The sequence below is a fragment of the Amycolatopsis rhabdoformis genome (assembly GCF_035918295.1).
GTDB classification, from domain to species: domain Bacteria; phylum Actinomycetota; class Actinomycetes; order Mycobacteriales; family Pseudonocardiaceae; genus Amycolatopsis; species Amycolatopsis rhabdoformis.
In genome coordinates, this window is record NZ_CP142149.1 from 7597602 (window position 1) to 7618394 (window position 20793).

General features: G+C 71.2%; 25 protein-coding genes. 16 read left to right on the top strand and 9 right to left on the bottom strand.

From position 1 onward, the window contains the following. Positions 1–53: 53 nt before the first annotated feature. Positions 54–797 carry a winged helix-turn-helix transcriptional regulator gene (locus tag VSH64_RS34935; RefSeq protein ID WP_326567011.1) on the bottom strand — a complete coding sequence of 248 codons (744 nt, stop codon included), beginning with the start codon at positions 795–797 and terminating at the stop codon, positions 54–56. A 197-nt stretch (positions 798–994) separates the two neighbouring features. Between VSH64_RS34935 and VSH64_RS34940 the strand changes: the two genes are divergently transcribed. Both VSH64_RS34940 and VSH64_RS34945 read left to right on the top strand, forming a co-directional pair. Further along, positions 995–1894 (top strand): LmeA family phospholipid-binding protein, encoded by a 900-nt coding sequence (locus VSH64_RS34940; protein ID WP_326567012.1) that lies wholly within the window; start codon positions 995–997, stop codon positions 1892–1894. A gap of 7 nt (positions 1895–1901) precedes the next feature. Further along, entirely contained in the window at positions 1902–2357 is a 456-nt protein-coding gene (locus VSH64_RS34945; protein ID WP_326567013.1) for a TlpA family protein disulfide reductase, read from the top strand. Positions 2358–2685: 328 nt separating this feature from the next. Here the strand turns inward: VSH64_RS34945 and VSH64_RS34950 are convergent, their stop codons facing one another. Continuing rightward, positions 2686–3525 carry a hypothetical protein gene (locus tag VSH64_RS34950; protein ID WP_326567014.1) on the bottom strand — a complete coding sequence of 280 codons (840 nt, stop codon included), beginning with the start codon at positions 3523–3525 and terminating at the stop codon, positions 2686–2688. A 374-nt stretch (positions 3526–3899) separates the two neighbouring features. On the opposite strand from VSH64_RS34950, the gene VSH64_RS34955 reads away from it, so the two are divergent. The 4 genes from VSH64_RS34955 to VSH64_RS34970 all read left to right on the top strand — a co-directional run bounded on the left by VSH64_RS34955 (position 3900) and on the right by VSH64_RS34970 (position 5695). Beyond that, entirely contained in the window at positions 3900–3998 is a 99-nt protein-coding gene (locus VSH64_RS34955; protein ID WP_326567015.1) for a putative leader peptide, read from the top strand. 86 nt (positions 3999–4084) lie between these two features. After that, positions 4085–4516: a DUF4395 domain-containing protein gene (locus VSH64_RS34960; RefSeq protein ID WP_326567016.1), complete on the top strand. Its 432-nt coding sequence runs from the start codon at positions 4085–4087 to the stop codon at positions 4514–4516. 33 nt (positions 4517–4549) lie between these two features. Further along, positions 4550–5386 carry a sulfurtransferase gene (locus VSH64_RS34965; RefSeq protein ID WP_326567017.1) on the top strand — a complete coding sequence of 279 codons (837 nt, stop codon included), beginning with the start codon at positions 4550–4552 and terminating at the stop codon, positions 5384–5386. Then, a complete protein-coding gene (locus VSH64_RS34970) occupies positions 5387–5695 on the top strand; it encodes a DUF1416 domain-containing protein (protein ID WP_326567018.1) in 309 nt (102 codons plus the stop codon). It begins immediately after the preceding gene. A 65-nt stretch (positions 5696–5760) separates the two neighbouring features. Here the strand turns inward: VSH64_RS34970 and VSH64_RS34975 are convergent, their stop codons facing one another. After that, positions 5761–6156, bottom strand: coding sequence for a MerR family transcriptional regulator (locus tag VSH64_RS34975; protein WP_326567019.1), 396 nt, complete (start codon positions 6154–6156; stop codon positions 5761–5763). Positions 6157–6201: 45 nt separating this feature from the next. On the opposite strand from VSH64_RS34975, the gene VSH64_RS34980 reads away from it, so the two are divergent. The 5 genes from VSH64_RS34980 (at position 6202) to VSH64_RS35000 (ending at position 10256) form a co-directional block, all read left to right on the top strand. Beyond that, positions 6202–7524 carry an MFS transporter gene (locus VSH64_RS34980; RefSeq protein WP_326567020.1) on the top strand — a complete coding sequence of 441 codons (1323 nt, stop codon included), beginning with the start codon at positions 6202–6204 and terminating at the stop codon, positions 7522–7524. Positions 7525–7656: 132 nt separating this feature from the next. Beyond that, complete coding sequence (locus tag VSH64_RS34985; protein ID WP_326567021.1) at positions 7657–8271, top strand: FABP family protein; 615 nt, start codon at positions 7657–7659, stop codon at positions 8269–8271. 97 nt (positions 8272–8368) lie between these two features. Then, positions 8369–8977 carry a 5-oxoprolinase subunit PxpB gene (pxpB, locus tag VSH64_RS34990; protein ID WP_326567022.1) on the top strand — a complete coding sequence of 203 codons (609 nt, stop codon included), beginning with the start codon at positions 8369–8371 and terminating at the stop codon, positions 8975–8977. Further along, the gene (locus tag VSH64_RS34995; RefSeq protein WP_326567023.1) at positions 8977–9825 is read left to right on the top strand and encodes a 5-oxoprolinase subunit C family protein; all 849 of its coding nucleotides are present in this window, start codon (positions 8977–8979) and stop codon (positions 9823–9825) included. Before pxpB ends, VSH64_RS34995 begins: the two co-directional genes overlap by 1 nt. A 5-nt stretch (positions 9826–9830) precedes the next feature. Then, positions 9831–10256: a hypothetical protein gene (locus VSH64_RS35000; RefSeq protein ID WP_326838108.1), complete on the top strand. Its 426-nt coding sequence runs from the start codon at positions 9831–9833 to the stop codon at positions 10254–10256. Here the strand turns inward: VSH64_RS35000 and VSH64_RS35005 are convergent. Next, on the bottom strand, positions 10238–11083 hold the full coding sequence (locus VSH64_RS35005; RefSeq protein ID WP_326567024.1) for an aminodeoxychorismate lyase: 846 nt from the start codon (positions 11081–11083) through the stop codon (positions 10238–10240). The two genes, VSH64_RS35000 and VSH64_RS35005, sit on opposite strands and share 19 nt — an antisense overlap. 82 nt (positions 11084–11165) lie before the next feature. Here VSH64_RS35005 and ygfZ point away from each other — a divergent pair, with 82 nt between their 5' ends. The 3 genes from ygfZ to VSH64_RS35020 are packed head-to-tail and all read left to right on the top strand — an operon-like array spanning position 11166 to position 13880. Further along, entirely contained in the window at positions 11166–12329 is a 1164-nt protein-coding gene (gene ygfZ, locus VSH64_RS35010; RefSeq protein WP_326567025.1) for a CAF17-like 4Fe-4S cluster assembly/insertion protein YgfZ, read from the top strand. A gap of 49 nt (positions 12330–12378) precedes the next feature. Then, positions 12379–12945, top strand: coding sequence for an RsiG family protein (locus VSH64_RS35015; protein WP_326567026.1), 567 nt, complete (start codon positions 12379–12381; stop codon positions 12943–12945). After that, the gene (locus VSH64_RS35020; protein ID WP_326567027.1) at positions 12942–13880 is read left to right on the top strand and encodes an asparaginase; all 939 of its coding nucleotides are present in this window, start codon (positions 12942–12944) and stop codon (positions 13878–13880) included. Before VSH64_RS35015 ends, VSH64_RS35020 begins: the two co-directional genes overlap by 4 nt. On the opposite strand, the gene VSH64_RS35025 is transcribed toward VSH64_RS35020, so the two are convergent. After that, on the bottom strand, positions 13861–14751 hold the full coding sequence (locus VSH64_RS35025; protein ID WP_326567028.1) for a hypothetical protein: 891 nt from the start codon (positions 14749–14751) through the stop codon (positions 13861–13863). The genes VSH64_RS35020 and VSH64_RS35025 overlap by 20 nt on opposite strands. A gap of 207 nt (positions 14752–14958) precedes the next feature. On the opposite strand from VSH64_RS35025, the gene VSH64_RS35030 reads away from it, so the two are divergent. Both VSH64_RS35030 and VSH64_RS35035 read left to right on the top strand, forming a co-directional pair. Further along, positions 14959–15141 (top strand): DUF3073 domain-containing protein, encoded by a 183-nt coding sequence (locus VSH64_RS35030; protein ID WP_326567029.1) that lies wholly within the window; start codon positions 14959–14961, stop codon positions 15139–15141. A 141-nt stretch (positions 15142–15282) separates the two neighbouring features. Then, a complete protein-coding gene (locus VSH64_RS35035) occupies positions 15283–16137 on the top strand; it encodes a 3-hydroxybutyryl-CoA dehydrogenase (protein WP_326567030.1) in 855 nt (284 codons plus the stop codon). Positions 16138–16459: 322 nt separating this feature from the next. Here VSH64_RS35035 and VSH64_RS35040 read toward each other — a convergent pair whose 3' ends face one another. From VSH64_RS35040 to VSH64_RS35055, 4 genes are all read right to left on the bottom strand, one after another. Continuing rightward, complete coding sequence (locus VSH64_RS35040) at positions 16460–17245, bottom strand: ECF transporter S component (protein WP_326567031.1); 786 nt, start codon at positions 17243–17245, stop codon at positions 16460–16462. Between the two features lie 264 nt (positions 17246–17509). Next, on the bottom strand, positions 17510–19108 hold the full coding sequence (locus VSH64_RS35045; protein WP_326567032.1) for an ABC transporter ATP-binding protein: 1599 nt from the start codon (positions 19106–19108) through the stop codon (positions 17510–17512). Next, the gene (locus VSH64_RS35050) at positions 19105–20160 is read right to left on the bottom strand and encodes a CbiQ family ECF transporter T component (protein ID WP_326567033.1); all 1056 of its coding nucleotides are present in this window, start codon (positions 20158–20160) and stop codon (positions 19105–19107) included. Before VSH64_RS35050 ends, VSH64_RS35045 begins: the two co-directional genes overlap by 4 nt. Continuing rightward, positions 20153–20782: a hypothetical protein gene (locus VSH64_RS35055; protein WP_326567034.1), complete on the bottom strand. Its 630-nt coding sequence runs from the start codon at positions 20780–20782 to the stop codon at positions 20153–20155. Before VSH64_RS35055 ends, VSH64_RS35050 begins: the two co-directional genes overlap by 8 nt. Positions 20783–20793 lie beyond the last annotated feature (11 nt).

A 20793-nucleotide genomic window follows, 5' to 3' on the forward strand; every position in this document is an offset into this window, starting at 1 on the left:
TTACCCACGCGCGGCGCCGCGTCGAAGGGGCTCGACGGACGAATCGAGTGTGATCAGCGGCCGGTGTACTCCGGCGCGCCCTCCACCGACTCGATCGCCGGCGCCGGCTGCTTGGCCCCGGCCTTCGCGGGGCGCTCGAACTTGTAGCCGACGTTGCGGACCGTGCCGATCATCTGTTCGTGCTCCGGACCGAGCTTGGCGCGCAAGCGCCGCACGTGGACGTCGACCGTGCGCGTGCCGCCGAAGAAGTCGTAACCCCACACCTCCTGCAGCAGCTGCGCGCGGGTGAAGACGCGCCCGGCGTGCTGCGCGAGGTACTTCAGCAGCTCGAACTCCTTGTAGGTGAGCTCGAGCGTGCGCTTGCGCAGGCGGGCGGTATAGGTGGCCTCGTCGATCACCAGGTCGCCCACGCGCAGCTCGGCCTCGACCTGACCGGACACGCCGTCGCGCGTGGTCGCGAGCCGCAGACGGGCGTCGACCTCGGCGGGGCCGGCGGTGGGCAGGAGGATGTCGTCGGTGCGCCACTCCGAGCTCACGGCCACCAGCCCGCCCTCGCCGACCACGGCGATCACGGGGGTGCTCGAGTCGTCGTCGGCGCCCTTGAGCAGGCGGCAGAGGCTCTTCGCGGACGCGAGGTCGCTGCGGGCGTCGAGCAGGATCACGTCGCGGTGCCCGGCGTCGAGCAGGGCCGTCACCTCGGGTTCGCGGACGCGTACGGTGTGGGGCAGCAGGTCGAGTGCCGGGAGCACCGAGGTGGGGTCGGTCTCCGCGGTCAGTACGAGAAGGTCCAGGCTCATGGAGCCACACCGCCTTCACTTCAGTTGCGGCCCAGTGCCGGGCCGGGGCCACGCGCGCGGCCTCGAACGTGGGGCTCGGTCGGTGCTGAGTGAGAATACCGGGTGAACAACAGGTCACCTAGCTCGTGCTGGATCGATCACACCTGGCCGAACGCCAGCGCGCACCCCGGCCCCCGACGAACAGGAGAACCGACGCGATGGTGAGCAGGCCCGTGACGCGGGACGACCGACCGGCTCCTCGGCCGGACAACCGGCGTCGCGGACGGCGCGTCCGCCGCTGGCTGATCGTGCTCGGGGTCATCGTGATCCTGCTGGTCGGCGCCGATTTCGGAGCCGCCGCGTTCGCCGAGCACACGATCTCGCAGAAGGCCCGCGAGCAGCTCGGCCTGAGCGACGACCCGTCCGTCGACATCCACGGTTTCCCGTTCCTCACGCAGGCGCTCTCGGGTGACTACAGTCACATCACCGTGTCGGCCGACGGCGTGCCGGTGGGCGGCGAGCTGCGCGACCTCGGCGTGAGCGCCGAGCTCGAGGACGTGACCGCGCCGCTGTCCGACCTCACGGCGGGCAACACGAAGAACGTGAAGATCGGCAAGCTCACCGGCGCCGTCACGATCAAGGCGTCGGACATCGCGCGCATCCCGCCGCTGGACAAGATCCAGAACCTGCGCATCGACCAGAGCACCCAGGCCTACGTGAAGTACGGCGACACCGACCAGGGCCAGCAGTCGGACCCGACCCCCACGAACTCCGCGGGCGAGCCGGAGGACGACAACATCGCCGGCGTGCGCCTTTCGGGTGATGTGCAGGTGGCCGGGCAGAAGGTCGAGATCTTCTGCTTCGCGCTGATCGAGCTCAAGAACAAGACGATCACCATCACCCCGCACCGCCTGCAGTTCGGGAATGACCAGGAGACGACCGTCGTTCCGGAAGCTGTGCAGAAGGCTCTCCTGCCGAACTTCCGCGCCTCGATCGACACGAGCACGCTGCCGCTTTCGGTCACGCCGACCGCGGTGCGCGTGGACAACGGCTCCGTGACGATCAAGGGCGAGGCGACGGGCGTGAACTTCTCGGACCTGTCGACGTCGAAGGGGTGAGTGCCCGGTGACCGGAGTCTGGGTGCTGCTGGCCACGCTGGTGGTCGCGGTCGTGGCCGGCCTGCTGCTGAAGGCCCGCAACGGCCGGGTGCGCGCGGCCAAACCGGCCGCCGCGGCCCGTGATCTCGCCCAGCTGCCCACTCCGGTCGCCGACGCGCTCGACCCGGCCGCGGCCGTCACGCTGGTGCAGATCTCTACGACGTTCTGTGCCCCGTGCCGCCACACGCGCGCGATCCTGTCGGCGCTGGCCGACAAGACCGACGGCCTGCACCACGTCGACCTCGACGTGACGGAGCAGCCCGAGGTCGCGCACGCCCTGTCGGTACTGCGCACGCCCACCACGCTCGCGCTGGCCGCCGACGGCCGCGAGCTGCTGCGCGTCGGTGGCGTGCCGAAGGGCCCGGAGCTGCTGGAAGCCCTGCGTCCGCACCTGGAAGCCGGCACCGCGGCGGACGCACACTGAGCCGCTACCGGCTGTTCCAGAGCAGGGTGCCGTCCTCTCGGTCAAAAGAACCGGTCGATGTCGTGCCACAGGTCGCAGAGCAGGTCTCTGGCCCACTCCGCTGCGATTCGCACCGCGACGTTGCAGATGAGCTTCACGACGAGCGAGCACTCATTGGTCACCTCGGATCGGGGGTGCGACCGCCGACGAAGCGGCCGTCGCCGTACGAGTTTGTTGTGTTCGGCCACTGAGGCCCTCCCTGTGCTCAGACCCGCAAGGCGGGTCGGTTTCTGAACTCAGCTGGTGCACAGAAACCGAGCGGCAGAGCGGAAGGGCTGGTAACGGCGGATCACACGGCGCGCAGGCGGGGGACCGCGGGGAGGTTTGCCGCCGTTTCGACGTCAGCGACGATCTTCTCGAGCTTGGGCCTCCTCGCTGGCTTGGCGACGTCGCCGATGAGGCGCCGCATCAATCGGCGCTCCAGACCGTCGGCGGACAGATCGTTTCTGACCTTGCAGTACTTGGAGTCGAGCAGGCCGTTCGCCTCCAAGTCTGCGTAACCACGGTTCGCCGTCGAAGCTGAAACGCCGTACCACTTATGGACGTCGTCGGCGGGGAGCCAGAACTGACGCTCCGCATCCAGTGCGATCAGCAACATCGCCAGGCCGGGGAGCGTGAGTCTGCGGTGCCAGTCGTTAGTCCAGTAGCAGAGCGGGATCTGCAAATACGGGTCGTCGCGCTCGCCTGTGATCTGCGTGTACGTGTCGCCGTTCCCGGACTCGTGCTTGAGGGAGACGACGCTCTTACGGCCAATGCGCGTCCGCGTGATCAGCTTGTCGTCCTCCAGCCGGCGTAGCGCCTTGGAAACCAGGCTTCGAGCAGCGGTCGGATGCCGGTCATCGAGGTTGAGCGCCCGCACCCACACCCCGGAGTCCAATTGGACGTCCCACGGGTCGCTGCTGCCCAGCATGCGGGCGAACAGGTACGCGTTGAGCGCGATGTGATCGCTGTTGCGCACCAGCTTGGCCAGCGGGCCGGGTCTCGCGTGGCGCCCTCGACCGCCCTGCTGGACGAAGGCCTTGCGGATTCCGACGCCTTGCTTGCGCTTGGACCGGCGAACGTACGCGCCCACCATTTCCCGGCGGGTGGCCGGTTGCTCATCAGGGTCGAACCCGTTGTCGTCGTGCATGACCCCATGGTGCGCCCGGAGGTCGACCCCGTGGCTTTGCCGGACCCGCGTCACTTGCCTCGACAGACAGTGCTACTCGATAGCCTCGATTACCACCTACGAGAACCTCTACGAGAACCTCGAACACCGCTACCCCGGTTTGTCGCCAGACACCGAGTCAGCCGGTCTCCGAACGAGGGACTGGTCTCTCCTGGAGGGCCGGCTTTCCGATTTCGTTGGAACATCGTCGGTCGTCGCGTGTTCGGGTATAGGCGCATGGTGTCGTGCGCGGGTGCGCCGACGTGCCCTCACCGGCTGTTTCCCAATGGGCGGGACTCGTCCCAAGGTATGAACGCGGTTCCCAGCCGGTTGGCGTGCTGGGTACCCTCGGCGGCGTGGACGAGCTGCCCATCACCCTCCTGACGCAGCGCCGCGCGGTGGATCTGTGCCGCGTGCGCAGCAGCTTGTGTCCGCGCTCGTCGCGCCGGCGCTGAAGCACGTCCAGCCCCGGTTTCGCACGCTCCACCCGTCGCCGCGTGCTGTTCGCACGCCACTCGCCTCGCCCTCAGCAGGAGGAACCATGCCCGCCGGACCGGCCGTCGACCCGCGTGGCCCGCGGTTCGCCGCGATCATCACCACCGTCGTGCTCGCCGTGGTGCTCGTGACGCAGTGGTGGCCGCTGCTGGCCGCGCAGACTGTGGTGTTCGCGATCGGCGCGTTCGTCGGGCTCAAGCCGGCGCCGTACTCCCTGCTGTACCGGGCGCTCGTGGCGCCGCGGCTCGGCCCGCCGACCGAGCGCGAGGACGCGGCACCGCTGCGGTTCGCGCAGGCCGTGGGTTTCGTGTTCGCGCTCGTGGGCACGGTCGGCTTCATCGCCGGCGTGGCCCCGCTCGGTGTGATCGCGACGGCGTTCGCACTGTTCGCGGCGTTCCTCAACGCCGCGTTCAACTTCTGCCTCGGCTGCGAGATGTACTTGCTGCTCAAGCGTTTCAGCCCGGCCCGGGCTTCCTAGCACTGCCCAACCCTCAGAAGGAGAGTCAGCTCCATGAGCCGTGAAGACGCCCTGGTCACCACCCAGTGGGCCGAGGACAACCTGGACACACCCGGTGTGGTGTTCGTCGAGGTCGACGAGGACACGACCGCCTACGACAACGGGCACATCCGCGGCGCGGTGAAGCTCGACTGGCGCAGTGACCTGCAGGACAAGGTGCGCCGCGACTTCGTGAACAAGGACGACTTCGAGAAGCTGCTCTCGGAAAAGGGCATCTCGAACGACGACCGCGTGGTCCTCTACGGCGGCAACAACAACTGGTTCGCCGCCTACGCGTACTGGTACTTCAAGCTCTACGGCCACCAGAACGTGCAGCTGCTCGACGGCGGCCGCAAGAAGTGGGAGCTCGACGGCCGTGAGCTCAACGCCGACGACGTGAAGCGCGAGCCGACCACGTACCAGGCCCAGGAGCAGGACCTGTCGCTGCGCGCGTTCCGCGACGAGGTCGTGCAGGCCATCGGCGCGAAGAACTTCGTCGACGTGCGTTCGCCGGACGAGTTCTCCGGCAAGCTGCTCGCCCCGGCGCACCTGCCGCAGGAGCAGTCGCAGGTGCCGGGCCACATCCCGGGCGCGCTGAACGTGCCGTGGGCCAAGGTCGCCAACGAGGACGGCACCTTCAAGACCGAAGACGAGATCAAGGACCTCTACACCGAGGCCGGCATCGACGAGTCCAAGGCCACCATCGCCTACTGCCGCATCGGCGAGCGTTCGTCCATCGCGTGGTTCGCGCTGCACGAGCTGCTCGGCTACTCGGACGTGAAGAACTACGACGGTTCGTGGACCGAATACGGCTCGCTGGTCGGCGTGCCGGTCGAGTTGGGAGCTAAGTGAATGGCTGACGACGGTTGCGGCGCCCCGGTCCAGACGGCCACGCCCGCTGACTTCGACACCAACGGTCAGGTCGTGCTGGCCGGCAAGGTGACCGGCTCCGACGGCCCGCTCGGCGGCGCTTTCGTGCGCCTGCTCGACGGCGGCGGCGACTTCACCGGCGAGGTCGTGGCCTCACCGGACGGCGACTTCCGCTTCTACGCGGCACCGGGTTCGTGGACGGTGCGCGCGCTGCACCGCACGGGCAACGGCGAGACCTCCGTGACCGCGGAAGGTCCTGGTCTGCACCAGCTGGCGATTTCGGTCGGCTGACCTTTTCGAAAGCGGGCCCCGGGGTTGCTGCCCCGGGGCCCGTTTTTCGTGTCCGGCTTTCTGCCTCACCGCTCCTCGGTCAGGACGCGATCGGTGTACGCCCGCAGCGAAGGACACGTCTCCACCGGATGATCCCGCGGGCACCGCGCGAAGTGCCCCAAGAACGTCTCCGCCACCGCCAGCTTCCGCCGCTGCTCCACGATTTCCTCGATCCGCACGCGGATCGCCGCGCGCCAGTCGCCGACTTCCGGGCCGTGCAGGATCAGCGCGATGTCGTCGAGGCTGAGCAAACCGGTGTCCTGCAACATCTTCACGATGGCGAGGCGGTGCAGCTCGGCCTCGCCGTAGAGGCGCTTGCCCGAGCGGCGCGTGGCCGGGCGCACGAGCCCGCGTTCGTCCCAGTAGCGCAGCGCCGACACCGCGACGCCGAGTTTCGCGGCCGTTTCCCCGATGGACAGCATGCCCGTAGTTGACCTCAAGCCGACTTGAGGTCGCAACCTTCCAGCGTGCGCACAACCAGAACCAGACCTCTGCTGATCGTCGCCCTGTTCCTGGGCAGCTTCATGGCACTGCTCGACGTGAGCGTGGTGAGCGTGGCGCTGCCCTCGATCCAGCGCGACCTGCGCGCCGGGTTCACCGACCTGCAGTGGATCGTCGACGCGTACACGGTCGCGCTCGCCGCCGTGATCCTCTCCGGCGGCACGCTCGGCGACCGCTACGGCCGCAAGCTCGTGTACCTGTCCGGCCTGGCCGTGTTCACGCTCGCCTCCCTGGCCTGCGGGCTCGCGCCCACGCTCGGGCTGCTCGTGGCCGCGCGCGTGGTCCAGGGCGCCGCGGCCGCGACGGTGATCCCGGGCTCGATCGCCCTGCTCGCCCACACGTTCCCCGAACCGCGGGCCCGCGCTCGGATGATGGGCTGGTGGGGCACGATCGCCGGCTCCGCGCTGGTCGTGGGGCCGCTCGCGGGCGGGCCGCTCACCGACGCATTCGGCTGGCCGGTGATCTTCCTGGTCAACGTGCCGCTCGGCGTGGTCGCGCTGCTGGCCGGGCGGCGCGGGATCACGGAGTCGGCCGATCCGGCCCACGGCGCGCTCGACCTCACGGGCCAGGTGCTGGGCGCGCTGTGGATCGGGGCGCTCACCTACGCGGTGATCGCCGCCGACGTGGTGGCCGCCGTGGTCGGGGCGGTGGCGCTGGTGGCGTTCCTGGTGGTGGAACTGCGGGTGGCGCACCCGATGCTGCCGATCCGGCTGTTCGCGCGGGTCCGGTTCTCGGTGGCGATCGCGACGTCGTTCGTGATCGGCTTCGCCGCCTACCCGCTGCCGGTGCTGATCGCGCTGTACCTGCAACAGGCGCGCGGAGCCACGGCGACGGAGGCGGGCGTGCAGATGTTGCCGTACGTGCTCGCCAACGTCCTCGCAGCCTTCTGCGCGGGCCGGCTCTCGGCGCGGTTCGGCGCGGAACGCGTGCTGCCGCTGGGAAATCTCGTCGCGGCGGCCGGCGCGTTCGCGTTCTTGAGCTTCGGTGCCGACAGCCCGTACTGGCTGCCGGCGCTGGCGTTCGGGGTCGCCGGGCTCGGGGTGGGGCTGTGCGTGACGCCGTCCAACATCGTCGGCCTCGCCGGGGTGCCGGGTGAGCGCACCGGTATCGCGTCGGCCACCGTGAACGCGGCCCGGCAGACCGGCACGGCACTCGGCGTGGCCGCACTCGGCGCGCTGCTCGCGCACGGTTCGACGCTGACTTCCGGCCTGCACGCGGCCATGGCCGTGGCCGGTGGCGTGCTGCTCGTCGTGACTGTGCTCACCGCGACGACCCTGCGCGGCGCCTGAGGACGCCGGGCCGACTATTGTCCTCGCTGTGGAGACCCTGTTTACGATCCTGCTGGCCCTGGCGGCAGTCGCCATCGTGTGGTTCGCCTGCTACGTCGTCTACCGGCTGTACGCCGACCAGCGCTGAGCATCATGACCGCCAGTGGCGACGAAGCCATCGCGGCCGCGGAATCGCGGGCGGCGAGCACCCGCACGCGCAACCTGCCGTTGTGGGACGACCTGCCGATCCCCAACGACACCGCCAACCTCCGCGAGGGCCCGGACCTGAACGACGCGTGCCTCGCGCTGCTGCCGATCGTCGGCGTCTGGCGAGGTGAGGGCGAGGTCGACTACCCCACCATCGAGGGGCCGGTCAAGTTCGCGCAGCAGCTCACCATCGCGCACGACGGCCGGCCGTTCCTCACGCACGAGGCGCGCGCGTGGCTGCTCGACGACGAGGGCAACGTGATCCGCCCCGCCGCCCGCGAGAGCGGGTTCTGGCGGCCGCAGGTGGACGACACGATCGAGCTGCTGCTCACGCACAGCTCCGGCATCGTCGAGCTCTACTACGGCAAGCCGCGCAACCAGACGTCGTGGGAGCTGGGCACCGACGCGGTGATCCGCACGGCCACGGCCAAGGACGTCACCGCGGCGCAGCGGCTCTACGGCCTCATCGAAGGCAGTCTCGGCTACGTCGAGGAACGCGCGATGATGGGCCAGGAGATGCAACCGCACACCTCGGCGTTGCTGCACCGCGTGGTCGGCTGAGCGGTTCGGCCAGGCAGCTCGGGCCGAGCGCTTCAGCTGGGCAGTCCGCTGAGCCGCGGATGAATCGAGCACTGACCTGCGCGGTTAAGCTCTGACCATGCTCTGGCGGCCCTGCGGCGAGCACGCCGCTCTGCTCGACTGCGATTCGCTCGCGCAGATGTCCGCCGCCCGGGCCACGGTCGAGGCCGCCGGCATCGAGGGCATCACCGAGCTCGTCCCGGGCGCCCGCAGCCTGCTCGTGGTGGCCGAGCCCGGCTCGCGCACACTGGCGCTGGTCCGCGACCTGCTCGCCGACGCCGACCTCACGCACCCGCCCGCCGGCTCACCGCGCGAAGTGACCCTGGACGTCTCCTACGACGGCGAAGACCTGCAGCTCGTCGCCCGAGACGCCGGGATTTCCGTGGCCGAGGTGATCACGCTGCACACCGAAGCCGAGTACACCGTCGCCTTCACCGGCTTCGCGCCCGGCTTCGGTTACCTCACCGGCCTGCCGGAAGCTCTGCAGCAGCCCCGCCTCGAATCCCCGCGCACCAAGGTGCCCGCCGGTTCCGTGGGCATCGGCGGCGAGTTCACCGGCGTCTACCCGCGTGAGTCACCGGGCGGCTGGCGGCTGCTCGGGCACACCGACGAAACGCTGTTCGACCCCGCGGCCGAGCGGCCCGTGCTGTTCGTGCCCGGCGACCGCGTGCGCTTCCGGAGCGCGTGATGCGCGCGCTGGAGATCGTCGCGACCGGACCGCTCGCCCTCGTGCAGGACCTCGGCCGGCCCGGTTACGCCCACCTCGGCGTGCCGCCGTCCGGCGCCCTCGACGTCGAAGCCTTGCGCCTGGGCAACCGGCTCGTCGGCAACCCCGCCGAAGCGGCCGGCATCGAGGCGTTGCTGGGCGGGCTGGTCGTGCGCGCGACGACCTCCTGCACGGTCGCCGTGACCGGACCGGTCGTGCCGGTGCGAGTGGACGAGCGGGACGCCGGTTCGCACACGGCCGTGTCGCTGCGGGCGGGGCAAACGCTTGCGCTCGGCCGACCGAGCGCCGGTCTGCGCAGCTACCTGGCGGTTTCGGGTGGGCTGGCCGTGGCGCCCGTCCTCGGCAGCCGCTCGCGCGATGTGCTGTCGGCCATCGGGCCCGAACCGCTGGAAGACGGCGTCTCGCTGCCCCTCGGGCCGGTCACCGGGGTGCCGGCCGGAGCCGACGTGGTGGTCACGCCCGCGGCACCCGAGCGGCTGGTCGTGCCCGTGGTCCTCGGCCCGCGCGACGACTGGTTCACCGGCCTCGCCGACGGCCTCGGCGCGTGGTGGAGCGTGACGTCGGAGTCCAACCGCGTCGGCCTGCGCCTCGACGGCCCGCCGCTGCGCCGCGAGAACACCGCCGAATTGCCCAGCGAAGGCCTGGTGACCGGCGCGATCCAGGTCCCGCCGAGCGGCCTGCCGGTGGTGTTCCTCGCCGACCACCCGACCACGGGCGGCTACCCCGTGGCCGCCGTGGTGAGACGCGGGTCACTCGGCGCACTCGCGCAGGCACGCCCTGGAACCTTCGTGCGGTTCCGCCCGTCTTGATGGGTGTGGAACGGGTTACGGTCACGGGTGGGACAGGTGTCCTGGAGCTGAACAGCGGCGGCAGCGTGGAGCTGCCGCAGTCGCTGCGGATCGCCCTGGCCACGGGTCAGCTGCGCCGGCCGCTGGCCGAGACCCTGCGTGACCTGCTCGCCATGCTCGTGGACGGCTGTTACCAGGTCGACGGCCCCGCGCGGCTCGAGGCCGACCGGCCGCTCGTGCCCACCGCGACCTGGCCGCCCGACGACGAAGCCCGCGTGGCCTACTACCGCACCGCGATCCGCACCGGCCACCGTCCGGTGGCGGTGGTGCTGTCCGGCACCCGGCCGTTGATCCTCGACGGGCACCACAAGATCGCCGCCTATGAAGCCGAAGGCGTGCGCGCTTCGGCCGTGGTGATCAGCGAGGCGCCGGCTCAGTACTCGCCTTCGTAGGCCGCCACCAGGTCCTGGTGCAGCGCGGTCGAATCGGTCAGCGCCGTGCCGTTGAGCGTGTGCACGCGCGTGACCAGCCGGACCGAAGACGCGAGGAACACGCCGTCGGCGGCGGTGAGATCCGCTGCCGAGAACGGCTCCACCTTCACCGACCAGCCGGCCTTCTCCGCACCGCGGAACAGCGCCGCCTGCGTGGTGCCCGGCAGGATGCCGACGGTCGACGGCGGCGTGTAGAGCGTGCGCTCACGGGCCAGCACGACCGTGGACGTGGGTCCTTCCAGCACGGAACCGTCGGCAGCGGTGAAGATCACATCTTGCGCGCCACGACGGGCAGCCTCGCGCAGCGCCGCCATGTTCACCGCGTACGACACCGTCTTGGCGCCGAGCAGCAGCCACGGCGCGCGCTCGGCGACCTCGGGACCGAAACCGCGTTCGAGCGTCACCGCGGCCACGCCCTCGACGCGGGCTCGGCGCACCTTCTCGTCGATCTCCATGCCGATCGCGAACGCCGTCGGCGTGCCGGCCGGATCACCGTCGACACCCCGCGTGTACACGAGTTTCAACGCGATTTCCCGGCCGCCGGCCCAGTTCTCGATCACGGCGCGCGCGGCCGTCTCGAAGGCGGCGAGGTCGGGGGCCGGCAGCTCCAGCATCGCCGCGGAGCGGGCGAGCCGGTCGAGGTGCGGCCGCAGCTCCCGCGGCTGCTTGTCCGCCACGAGGATGGTCTCGAACACCCCGTCTCCGCGCAGCAGGCCGAGGTCGTCCACGCGAAGGTGGGCGGCGTCGGGGTCGGCCAGGGTTCCGTCGAGGAAGGCGAGCACGCGCATCCCCTCACCCTACTGGCCCGACGTGACGCAGCCACCTCCTTTGAAAGCGTTGCCGGAGCGCGTGCGGAGATAGGCTTGCCCCATGGCCTATCGCTCGCCGTTGCTGGAAGCACCCCGCGCGATCGCCGCGCCCGACGGACACCCGGAGGCCGGAGTGCCGTGGCACTGGGGCGATCCGTTCGCGGAGCAGCGCACCGCCGCGCGCGGCGTGGTCGTGATCGACCGCTCGCACCGCGAAGTCCTGGCCGTCTCGGGTGAAGAACGCTTGAGCTGGCTGCACCTCGTGATCTCCCAGCACGTGACGCAGCTGCCGGAGGCGTCGGGCACCGAAGCGCTCGTGCTCGACAGCCAGGGTCACGTCGACACCCACTTCGTGCTCGCGCACCTCGACGGCACCGTGTGGCTCGACAGCGACCCCGAGCCCGTCGCCACGAGCGCGCTGCCCAAGGGCGGCAAGCAAACCCTGCGCGAGTACCTCGAGGCGATGAAGTTCTGGTCGAAGGTCGAGATCCGCGACGCCACAACGGAACTCGCCGTGCTCACGGTGCTCGGTCCCGAAGCCGACCGCGTGCTCACCGCGGTGGACGTGACCGTGGGTGCCGAGCCGTATTCCGTCGCGGCCTTGCCCGGCGGTGGTTTCGCGCGCCGGATGCCGTGGCCGTCGCGGTCCAGTGTGGACCTTCTCGTGCCCCGCGCCGAGCTGGCGGCCTGGTGGCAGCGGCTCACCGACGCGGGCGCGCGCCCGGCCGGCAGCTGGACGTTCGACGCGCTGCGCGTGGAATCGCGGCACCCGCGGGTCGGCGTGGACACCGACGAGCGCACCATCCCGCACGAGGTCGGCTGGATCGGCAGCGCCGCGCACGTGGCCAAGGGGTGCTACCGCGGCCAGGAAACCGTGGCGAAGGTGCACAACGTCGGCCGCCCGCCGCGCTACCTCGCCCTGCTGCACCTCGACGGTTCACCCGAAATCACGCCTGAGACGGGTGATCCGGTGCGCCTCGGCGAGCGCGTGATCGGCCGCGTGGGCACCGTCGTGCAGCACCACGAGCTGGGTCCGATCGCGCTGGCGCTGGTCAAGCGCTCGGTGCCGGCCGGGGCGGAACTGCTGGCCGGCCTGCTGCCCAGTGACACCGCCGACGAGGAAGAGAGCCCTTCGCGGGCCGTGCAGGCCATCGTGGACCCGGACTCGGTGCCGGGCGAGCACGCTGCCCCTGGTCGGGAGGCCGCGCAACGGTTGCGGGGCTGAAGTGAACCCGGCGGTAGCATTGTCGGGGAATCTAGAGCAGGATGTGCCCGTGATCGAAGTGCGTCCCGGTGGGCGACGGCGGATCGACCGCGTCCTCGCCCCGGGATACCTCACCGGACTCGGCGACCTGCCGCTGCCGGTGCTGCGCGAACGCCGTGACGAGGCCGCGCAGGAGGAGACCGACCTCTCGTACCTGCGCCGGCTGCTGCACGCGCGGATCGACATCGTGCGCGCCGAACAGCAGCGCCGGTCGTCCGGCGGCGAGCGCAGCATCGTCGACCAGCTCGCCACGATCCTCGCCGACAACGCGCTCGGTCCCGCCACCGGTTCCGGCCGGCACCAGCAGCTCGAACCGTCGCGCGCGGGCGAGCACCGCCGCCACGCCGAGGCGCTGATCGGCGACACGGACCTCACCGACGTCGGCACGCTGTCCGACGACAAGCTCGCGGCCGCGCTCGACACGTACGGCACCGAAGAGTCGTCGGTGTCCACGTTCCGCCGCCAGGTGCAAGGCGTGATGGACACGCTCAACGCCGAGATCGCCGGGCGCTACCAGCGCGGCTCCGCGACCGTCGACGAGCTGCTCGACTCCGAGCTGGGACGCACCGAAGAGTGACCGAACCGGTTCTGGTCGAGGTCGAACGCTCCGGCCTCGTGGAAAGCACGCACCGCGGCTCGCTCGTGATCACCGCGCCCGACGGCAGCGTCACGTATTCCACCGGCGATGTGACCAGCCCGGTGTTCCCGCGGTCGTCCACGAAACCCCTGCAGGGGGTCGGGATACTGCGCGCCGGGCTGGCCTACGACGGCGCCGACCTGGCCCTGGCGTGCGGCTCGCACTCCGGCGAGCCCGGCCACGTCGAGCGCGTGGCGGCGATGCTGGCGGCCGCCGGCCTCGACGAGTCGGCGCTAGCCTGCCCGCCCGCGTACCCGCTGCACGAGCCGACGATGCACGCGGCCGGCGAGCCGCTGCGCGTGACCATGAACTGCTCCGGCAAGCACGCCGCGATGCTCGCCACCTGCGTAGCCGCGGGCTGGCCGACCGAGGGCTACGAGCAGCCGGGCCACCCGCTGCAGAAGGCGCTCGCCGAAGCCGTGGTGGAGCTGACCGGCGAACCGATCGCCACCACCGGGGTCGACGGCTGCGGCGCACCCCTGTTCGCCTACTCGCTCACGGGCCTGGCGCGCGCGTTCGGCCGGCTGGTGCAAGCCCCGCAGGGCTCTGACGAACTGCGCGTGGCCGACGCGATGCGCGCGCACCCGTGGCTGGTCGCCGGCACGGATCGCGAGGACACCGCGCTGATGGGCGAGGTGCCGGGGCTGCTGTCGAAGATCGGCGCGGAGGGAGTGCTGGCGTTCGCGCTGGCCGACGGCACCGCCGTGGCGCTGAAGATGTCCGACGGCGCGAAGCGCGGCTGCGCGCCGCTCGCCGTCGCGGTGCTCGCGCACCTGGGCGTGGACGTGTCGGAGCTGGCCGAGCTGGCGAACCCCGCGGTGCTCGGCGGTCGCCGGCCGGTGGGCCGGCTGCGCGTCAGTTGGCGCGTTCCCTAGCCGCGAGGTCGCCCCAGAACTCGCGCAGCTCAGAGAACAGCTCGGCGAGCTCCTCGACGTTGCCGGTGCGCAGGGCTTCGAGGATGTCGTGGACCTCTTCGGCCGTGGTGTCGGACTCGAGGATCGGGTCGGCGAACAGCTGCACGAGGCCGCCGTAGTCGAGTTCGACCACGGAGTCGGGGTCGAAGCTCTCGAGCCACTGGCGCGTCTGCGACAGCACGCGGCCCGGACCGGAGTCGCCGAACGCGGCCTCGATCAGCTCGCCGGCCTCGGCGGCGCGGGTCAGCGCGTCGGACATCGACGTGCGCCACGACAGCTCGCGCGCCGGATCGTCCTGACCGGTGCCGAGCACGAGCTTGCGCTCGTCGGGGTCGACGAGCACGAACCACGGCAGCGGCACGGTCCAGGTGGTGGTGAGCGTGTGGGCGGCGGCCGTGGTGAGGTCGACCATCGCAGCCTTCGTGCGCGAGCGGGCGCGGTCGGCCGTGACCCCGCCGGCGTCGAGCACGGCGTTCTTCAACGCCGGCGCCGCGTCGCCGAGGAAGGTCACGAGCGCGGCGGCCGAGCGGGCGCGCAGCTCGAGCGGGCACACGAACGGACCGGCGCCGGGATGATCCACCGGCACCTCGGCCGGGTCCAGCACGAGCACGTCGGTGAGCAGGCTCGGCGCGGGCCGGCCGTCGGCGAGCTCGGCCGGCAGCAACCGCGCGACGGCCTGTGACTTGAGCCACAGGAACTGTTCGCGTTCACCGATCGCGGCGCGGCGCAGCTTCGCCCCGGCGACCGCCTCACGCAGCCGGTCGTCGGGCGGGTCACCGAGCGCGAGCAGGGGTTCGTACACCCTCAGATACGCCACGAAGGGACGGAGCACCTGAGCATCGTGGCACGCCCACCTGCGCCGATCCGCACCGACAGGCCGGTAACCGGCGTCCGGCGGACACTGTCGCCACCGGCACACCGTGCCACGTCGCATCGAACCCCCGGGACACGGTACGGTGTGACCAGGAAAGAACTGTCGAGACGATGCGGGGCCGCCGATTCCCCCGGCCGCCCCGCCCCTGTGCGAGGGGGTCGAGCCATGGGGCGCGGCCGGGCTAAGGCCAAGCAGACGAAGGTGGCGCGCGAGCTCAAGTACAGCTCCCACGACACCGATTTCGATGCTTTGCAGCGCGAGCTGTCAAGTGATTCCTCGCCCGGCAACGGGCACGAGGACGACAACGAAGACCCGTACGACGACGGGTACGACGAATACCGGCGTTGAGCAGACGCGATACGCGAGGGTGGAGTCCGGGCGCAGTCCGGCACCACCCTCGCGCGTCGCGTGCTGCCCAAATTCTGTTCGCTGGTGCTGATCGTTCGTGAGCGGTCTTTCGTGACTGATCTTTCGTGAAGGAGTGCGGCTGTGACTGATATTCAGCGCGTCGGTGTGGTCGGTGCCGGGCAGATGGGTTCCGGGATCGCCGAGGTGCACGCCAAGTCGGGGTTCGACGTGGTGATCACCGAGGTCAGCCAGCCGGCCCTCGACGCGGGCAAGGCGCGCATCGAGAAGTCACTGCAACGCGGGGTGAAGAACGGCAAGCTGTCCGCCGAGGACGCGTCCGCCGCGCTCGGCCGCCTGCGCTTCACCACGGACCTGGCCGAGTTCGCCGACCGCGACCTCGTGATCGAAGCCATCCTCGAGCAGGAACAGGCCAAGACCGACGTCTTCGCCCAGCTCGACAAGATCGTCTCCCGCGACGACGCGATCTTCGCGTCCAACACGTCGTCCATCCCGATCGTGAAGATCGCCATGGCCACGACGCGCCCCGCGCAGGTCGTGGGCATCCACTTCTTCAACCCGGTACCCGTGCTGCCGCTCGTGGAACTCGTCCCGTCGCTCCTCACGGCCGACGAGACCCTCTCCCGCGCCGCGACCCACGCCGACGCCCTGGGCAAGACCGTGATCCGCGCCCAGGACCGCGCGGGCTTCATCGTCAACTCGCTCCTGGTGCCTTACCTGCTCTCCGCCATCCGCATGGTCGAATCAGGCTTCGCCACCGCCGAGGACATCGACCGCGGCATGGAACTCGGCACGGCCCACCCGATGGGCCCGCTGCGCCTCTCGGACCTCATCGGCCTCGACACGGTCAAGGCCATCGCGGACTCGATGTACGACGAGTTCAAGGAACCCACGTACGCCGCCCCGCCGCTGCTGCTGCGGATGGTGTCGGCGGGGTTGATGGGGAAGAAGTCGGGCCGGGGTTTTTACACGTACTGACCCGGTCTGAGTCCGTTCGACGTTCGGCTGATCCGGCTCCGGTTTTTGCTGACCCGGTCGTGGTGATCAGGCACGGCTTGCCGGGGCGAGGGGACTTCGCGGTCCACTGTGCGCGCAGGTGCCAGCCAGCGCGAACGGACCCTTCGGTCCCTCGACTCGCCACGAACGGACCTCTCGCACCCGCAGGCACGAGACGAACGGACCCTTCGGACCAACGAAACCCGCGCGAGCGGTCCGGTCGCGACACGAGGGCCGGCCTGCGTGAACGGTCCACTCGGTCAGTTCGCGCGCCGCGAACGGTCCCGTCGCCGAGGTCGTCCCCTCAAGGGCGGAACGACGCTCGCCGCGCGGCCCGGCGCAGGATCGTGAGGATGGCGGGCCCCAGGGCCAAGATCGCGATCAGGTTGGTGATCGCGCGGCCGGTGTCCCAGCCGAGGGTGGACGTGAGCACCGTGAACACCAGGAACCGGTGCAGGTTCGTGCCCAACGGAGCGCCCGGCACGAAATCCAGGGCGGATGTCCCAGCGAGGAACGGCCAGGTGAACATGCTCATCGCGAGCCCGTAGAAGTACGCCGCCACCACGCCGTACGCCGCGAGCAGCGCGATCTCCCAACGCCCCCGCACCCGCCCCGGCAGCAGGCCCGCACCCAGGCCCACCAAGGAAGACGCCAGCATCTGGAACGGCAGCCACGGCCCGACCCCACCGGTCAGCAACGCCGACGCGAACAGCGACGTCGCACCGAGCACGAACCCGAAGCCGGGCCCGAAGACGCGGCCGGCGAGCACGAGCAGGAAGAACACCAACTCGACACCACCCGTGCCGGCACCGAGCGGACGCAGGGCAGCGTCCACAGCGGACAGCACCCCGAGCAGCGCCAGGGCCTTCGCGTCGACGCCACCGCTGGACAGCTCGGCCAGCACGATCAGGATCAGCACCGGCAAGGTCGCCATGAAGATGAACGGCGCATCCGCGGTGTGGCCCGAAGCCGCCGCGCCGGAAACGAACAGCGGCCAGCAGAACATCGCCAGCCCGAGCACCACGGCGACCACCAGCACCACACCGGTCCGCACACGGATCCGCACCGCCGGCCCGAGGAAGTCCGTCACCACAGCACCCGCCCCACCTCGGCAAAAGCCGATACGGCCCCGCCCGGGCAAACACCCGCGGCGACTGCCCCGGTCACGCAGGCCCACACACCCAAGCCCACGAACTCAGTCACCGCTGCACCCGCCCGATCTCGGCGCCCGCCAACACCGCGGCGGGTCGCACCCCCGAGCCCGAGAACTCAGTCACCGCAGCACCGACCCCCACCTCGGCAACCGCCCGCACAGCCGGATCCAGGCATGGACCCGCCGACCCCCACAACCCCGTCACCGCAGCGCCTTCTCCACCTCGGCGACCGTCAGCCACTCCTCCGGCGCCAGCACCTTCGCGACCTGCGGCGCAAACGCCGGCGACGACACCACCACCTCCGCAGTAGGCCCGTCCGCCACGATCTCGCCCTCCGCCAGCACCAGCACGCGGTGCGCAGCCACGGCCACGAACTCCACATCATGCGTAGCCAGCAGCACCGCGTGCCCCGCAGCGGCCAGCCCGGCCAGCACCGCCGCGAACTGGCGTTTCGCTGGATAATCCAACCCCCGCGTCGGCTCGTCGAGCAGCAGCACGGATGGCGCCGCGGCCAGCTGGACGGCCAAAACGAGCGCCAGCCGCTGGCCCTCCGAGAGGTCGCGGGGGTGCAATGCCGCCGGAATCCCCGGCACCAGCCGATCCAGCAGCGCCCGCGTGGTCCCCGCGGCCTGGCCCGACTCCGCGTCCGCCTGCCGGCACTCGGCGGCGACCGAGTCGAGGTACAGCAGGTCCGACGGGGTCTGCGGCACGAGCCCGACGTGCGCGCGCGCCACCCGCGGCCGCACCGCGCCGGGGTCCACGCCGAGGACGTCGACGGAGCCGCCGGACCGCGGGCCGCTGCCCTGCAGGGCCCAGAGCAGCGACGACTTGCCCGATCCGTTGCGCCCCATCAGCGCGACGACCTCGCCGCGCCCGAGCGCCAGGTCGACGCCGCGCACGGCGACTACGCCCCCGTAGCGCACGTGCACCCCTCGCGCGGTGAGCACGTCCTCCGTAGGCACCGTCGGGACAACAGGGCGGCGAACCGCGGCCAGCTTCTCCCGCAACGGGCCCGCCCGACGACGCGCGTCGCGCACCGAGAGGGGCAGCGGCGACCAGCCGGCGAACCGGCCGAGCTCCACGATCGGCGGCGCCACGTCGGCGTCGGCGAACACCTCCGCCGGCGGGCCGGATCGCACGGAGCCGTCGCCCGGCAGGTACAGCAGGCGGTCTGCGTACTGGGCCACGCGTTCCATCCGGTGCTCCGCCACGACCACCGTGGTGCCGAGGTCGTGCACCAGCCGCGTGATCGCGGCCAGCACCTCCTCGGCAGCCGTGGGGTCGAGCGCCGACGTGGGCTCGTCCAGCACGAGCACGCGCGGGTGCGCGGTGAGCACCGAACCGATCGCCACGCGTTGCTGCTGCCCGCCCGAAAGCGTCCGAAGTGGACGATCGCGCAGCTCGGCAATGCCCAGCAGGTCGAGCGTCTCCTCCACGCGCTTGCGCATCACGTCCGGCGCCACGGCCAGCTGCTCCATCGCGTACGCGAGCTCCTCCTCCACGGTGTCCGTGACGAACCCCGCGAGCGGGTCCTGCCCCACGACCCCGACCACCGACGCCAGCTCGCGCGGCGGGTGCGTGGCCGTGTCCAGGCCGTCGACGAGCACGCGCCCGGCCAGCGTGCCGCCGGTGAAGTGCGGCACGAGTCCGTTGATGGCGCCCAAAAAAGTCGACTTGCCGACTCCAGTGCGGCCGGCCACCAGGCACAGCTCACCCTCCTCGACCACGAGGTCGACCCCGCGCAGCACCGGCTGCGAAGCACCGTCGTAGGTGACCGTGACCTGCGAGAACTCGATCACGCGACCACCGCCACCGGGCGCGGCGCGACCCAGGCCGGCACCACCGCGAGCAGCACGGCCACCGCCGGCAGCACCGGCAACGTCGGCCAGGCCAGCGGGCTCACCGAGGTGACCAGCGACGCCGGCGAAACAGCAAGCACCAGCCCGGCCGACACCACTCCGCACAGCACCACCAGCGTCTCCGGCAGCCGCCACGGATCGGGCCGATACGCCGTGCGCCGGATCCGCCGCCCGCCCAGCACGAACCCGATCGACGCCACCACCAGCCCGGCCACGAGCATCGGCACCCCGAGCCAGCCCGCCGACCCGTCAAGCACGCCGTACACCCCCACCGCGACCCCCACCAGCCCGCCGAGCACACACGCCGCGATCAGCACCCGCACCCGCACCGCCAGGTGCCCGCGCCGGCCGTAGCCGCGTGAATCCATGGCCGCGGCCAGCAGCAGCGAACGGTCCATCGCATCGGCCAGCACCGGCACGAACACCCCCTTCACCCCACGCCCGCGCGCGGCCCGAAGCCGCCGCGCGCGCCGCACCCGTTGCACGCTCTCCACCAGCTGCGGCGCCACCGAAAGCGCCACCGTCACGGCCGTGCTGACCTCGGCCAACGCCCCCGGCACCGCCTTGAGCAGGCGTTTCGGGTTGGCCAGCGCGTTGGCGGCGCCGACGCAGAGCACGATCGTGGCGAGCCGCAGCCCGTCGTAGAAGCCGCCGAGGAGCTCTTCGGCCGACGTCGGCCCCAGCAGCTCGATCCCGGCGGCCGCGGCGGGCAGCGGGATCGTGGGCAGCGTGAACAGCACGTGCCCACCGTCCTCACCGCCGATGAGAATGCGGAACAGCACCCGCGACACCACGATCACCGCCGCCACCCACGCGTACACGCGGAACGCCAGCGCCCACGGCGCGTCGCCCCGCCGACTGACCACCACGAACCCGGCCACCGCGATCACGAGCGCCAGTAGCAGCGGGTTGGTGGTGCGGCTCGCGACCACGGCCAGCGCGAGGGCCCACACCCACCACGCGCCCGGGTGCAGCGCCCGCGGCTCAAGCACGCCGGCGCCGCAGCCCCACGGTCACACCCGCGACCACGAGCACCACCAGCACCACGAGCCCGATCACCAGGCCCCAGGGGAAGCTGCTGCTCTCGGCCGTGGCCACGTCCGCCGCGGGAACCGCGTTGGCCTTGCGCACCGGCGCGACCCGCGGCGGCGGGTAGTCCTGGAACGCCTTGTCGTGCGCGAACGACCAGCCCTCGAAACTGCCGGCCGGCGGCTGCCAGCCCTGCACCCCGACCTGGCTCGACGCCCACTTGCCACCGTCGGTCGCGGTCCAGAAGCCCCAGGTCGCGTTCTCCGGCGGCATGCCCGAGCACGACTGGTCGGCGGGTTTGCCCTCGATCTTGCAGATCAGCGCCAGCCCGTACTTGCCGACACCGGCCAGGTCGAGCCCCGCGTTCTGCATCGCGGTCACGCCGTTGGCCTGCGGCCCGGGCGCGCAGCGGATCAGGGTGTCGCCACCGAGATCCTGGAAGTCGACCACCACCGTCACGCCGTTGGCGTCGGGGCAGTAGCCCGCGGTGCCCTTCCCGGGCACGGTCGCGGAGGCGGGACTCGCGCCGGACAGACCGGCGGTGACCAGGAGCGCGCCCACGGCAAGGGCGGAGAACAGCCGCATCGTTGATGAAC